The following is a 3047-nucleotide window of genomic DNA, read 5'->3' as shown; positions in this document are numbered from 1 at the left end:
ATCCAAATATCAAATATAAATCCTATCGAAAAAATAATGTAAATTTAGCTGAACTTAAGATTTAAAAATAGAAATTGATTAATCAAAAAACAACCGAAAAAAGGTCAACCTATTTCAGTATAATACACCAACGCTCGAAACAGCACTTTCATTTTTTCCAAATGCTTCGTCCAACGCTTAAAAAATAAAAGAGCTGTTTTTGCCAACGCCACTTGGAAATCCAAAATAAAAGTTTAAATTTGTCAAATAATGACAAGTCTTATGAAAACCACTTTTGGAGAATATATCCGACTTTTACGAAATGAAAACGAATTGACTTTGACGCAACTTGCTGCCAAACTTGATTTAGATTCTGCAAACTTGAGTAAAATCGAAAATGGTAAGCGCGATTTTGATGAAAAACGTTTACCAAAGCTTGCACGAATTTTCAAACTGAAACTTACAGAATTGCGAGACGAATATGTTACCGACCAGATTGGAAAACATATTTACGAAACGAATTGCACAAAACAACTTTTAGAAGTTGCAGAAGAAAAAGCAGAATATCGCAGAACATTAAACAAATCACTTCAAACACAATAAAATATGAATGTAGTATCATTTTTCGCTGGAGCTGGCGGACTGGATTTAGGATTTGAAAACGCAGGATTTAATGTTGTTTGGGCAAATGAATATGATAAAGATATTTGGGAAACTTACGAGAAAAACCACAAAAATACCACACTTGACAGGCGAAGTATCGTAAATATCGCATCGGACGAAGTTCCTGAATGTGATGGGATAATTGGTGGACCACCTTGTCAAAGTTGGAGTGAGGCTGGTTCTTTACGAGGAATAGATGACAAAAGAGGTCAATTATTTTATGATTTTATCCGCATATTAGAGGCGAAACAACCGAAGTTCTTTCTTGCAGAAAATGTGAGTGGAATGTTATTGGAAAGACATAGCGAGGCTTTAAAAAATATTAAGGAAATGTTTAAAAATGCTGGCTACAAATTATCCTTCAAATTATTAAACGCATCGGATTTTGATGTTCCACAAGACCGTAAAAGAGTATTTTTTGTTGGTATTCGTGAAGACCTTGATTTTGCGTTCCAATTTCCACAACCGCTAAAAGATAAAGTAACCCTTGAACAAAAAATAGCTGATTTACAAAATTCAGTTGTACCAGCAAAAGAAGGAAATAAAACAAATAAAGAAAATTGTAAAGTTCCAAATCACGAATATATGATTGGCGGTTTTTCTTCGATGTTTATGTCAAGAAATAGAGTTAGAACTTGGGATGAACAATCGTTTACAATTCAAGCTGGAGGAAGACACGCACCACTTCATCCACAAGCCCCAAAAATGAAATTTATCGAACAGAATGTTCGTGTTTTCGTTCCAGGAAAAGAAAATTTATATCGCAGATTGAGCGTTAGAGAATGTGCAAGAATTCAAACTTTTCCAAACGATTTTATTTTTCATTATAATCATATTGCAGCTGGTTATAAAATGATTGGAAATGCTGTTCCTGTAAATTTAGCTAAACACATTGCTGTAAGTATAAAATCTCAAATCGAGAACGCAGAAAAAAAACCTAAACAAATTGCAAAGAAAAAAATGCAATTAGAAAATATACTTTCCTAATTTATGGCTAATCAAACAATAAATGGAAAAGCATTTGAATATGCTTTGCTTATTGAATTTTACGAACGCTTAGATAAAATTACAAGTGTTTCAATTACTAAAAATGAACCATACAAAACTGCTAAAGGTTTCTTCGATAGTTTTGATGAAACAGAGCAAGATACTTTTAGAATAACTGCAAGTGCATCTATAAATTTTCTTTTGGATATTGAACCACGCTTATCGTATGGAATTAGTGATAAAGATATTTTAGTTTTAGAATTAGTAAGTGATAAAGCAGGACAATCAGGAGACGTTAGAGATGTTTTGATGATTCGCTCATTACAAAAATGGGAAATCGGAATCTCTGCAAAGAATAATCACAGAGCAGTTAAGCATTCAAGATTATCGAATAAAATTAATTTCGGAGAAAAATGGTTAGGCGTTTCTTGTTCAGAAAATTATTTTAATGAGGTTAATCCAATATTTGATATGCTCGCAGATTTGAGAGCAAAGGACAAATCAACGAAATGGACTTCTATCGAAAATATGCATCAAGTTGTTTATTTACCAATACTTGACGCTTTTAGAAAAGAATTACTCCGTTTAGATAAAGCAAATCCAAACATCGTTGCAGAGAATTTAGTGCAATATTTAATCGGACACCAAGATTTTTATAAAGTTATTAAAGGCAAAAGAAAAGTTGAGATTCAGGCATACAATTTACACGGAACTTTGAATTTACCATTTGAAAAAGTAAAGCCGAAAGCAAAGATTCCAAAACTAAAGTTGCCGACACGATTAATAGAAATAGTTTATCAAGAAAATTCAACAACAACTTTGTTAGTTTCTTTAAACGAAGGTTGGCAAATATCATTTAGAATTCACAATGCGAGTTCGAGAGTTGAACCGTCATTGAAATTTGATATTAACTTAGTGAGTGCACCACACACTTTATTTACGAATCACATATTTGTGAACGGATAAGCCAACGCTACGAGCCATACACATTTACAGTCGCGCCATCCAAGCTTCGCCCAAACTGTAAAAGAGTATGTCTCTGCCAACGCTCAAAACCAATCTGAGCGCAGAAAGCCAGTAGAGAACAATGTATATAAAAAATAGGGCGATTTTGGCTTAATCAAAAGGCAATTGTGTATTTGCAATGCCACCACATTTTTAATTTTGTATTTTTATACCTGAAAAGGTAAAAAAGAAAAATTAAAAATGTGGCTCGTGGTTCAACCGAATGGAAACAGCTTACTTTCTGCCCTACTTTTCATATACTGAACCGTTGGCAGTAATTTAAAAATTGAACTTTCCTGAAATAGGTTGACTAAAAATTAAACCTTTAATTATAGTCACTTATGAAAACACAAAATGAACACTGGCGAAAAAAAAGCTATCAAAAAGCAACTTTAGAGACGAAACTTTTAGTC

3 protein-coding genes are annotated in these 3047 nt (G+C 32.8%); all 3 read left to right on the top strand.

Translation table 11 applies throughout. The annotated features are described in order from the left end of the window. The first annotated feature begins 261 nt into the window (after positions 1 to 261). The 3 genes from GB234_RS14900 to GB234_RS14890 are packed head-to-tail and all read left to right on the top strand — an operon-like array spanning position 262 to position 2595. Positions 262 to 582, top strand: coding sequence for a helix-turn-helix domain-containing protein (locus GB234_RS14900; protein ID WP_172966908.1), 321 nt, complete (start codon positions 262 to 264; stop codon positions 580 to 582). A gap of 3 nt (positions 583 to 585) precedes the next feature. Then, positions 586 to 1629 (top strand): DNA cytosine methyltransferase, encoded by a 1044-nt coding sequence (locus tag GB234_RS14895; protein WP_151895371.1) that lies wholly within the window; start codon positions 586 to 588, stop codon positions 1627 to 1629. 3 nt (positions 1630 to 1632) lie between these two features. Further along, a complete protein-coding gene (locus GB234_RS14890; RefSeq protein WP_151895370.1) occupies positions 1633 to 2595 on the top strand; it encodes a HaeIII family restriction endonuclease in 963 nt (320 codons plus the stop codon). The last annotated feature ends 452 nt before the right edge of the window (positions 2596 to 3047 follow it).

Origin of the sequence: Patiriisocius marinistellae (assembly GCF_009014635.1) — a bacterium.
GTDB lineage: Bacteria > Bacteroidota > Bacteroidia > Flavobacteriales > Flavobacteriaceae > Patiriisocius > Patiriisocius marinistellae.
The sequence above is the reverse complement of the archived record's forward strand: the minus strand, read 5'-3'. Positions and strand labels throughout refer to the sequence as shown.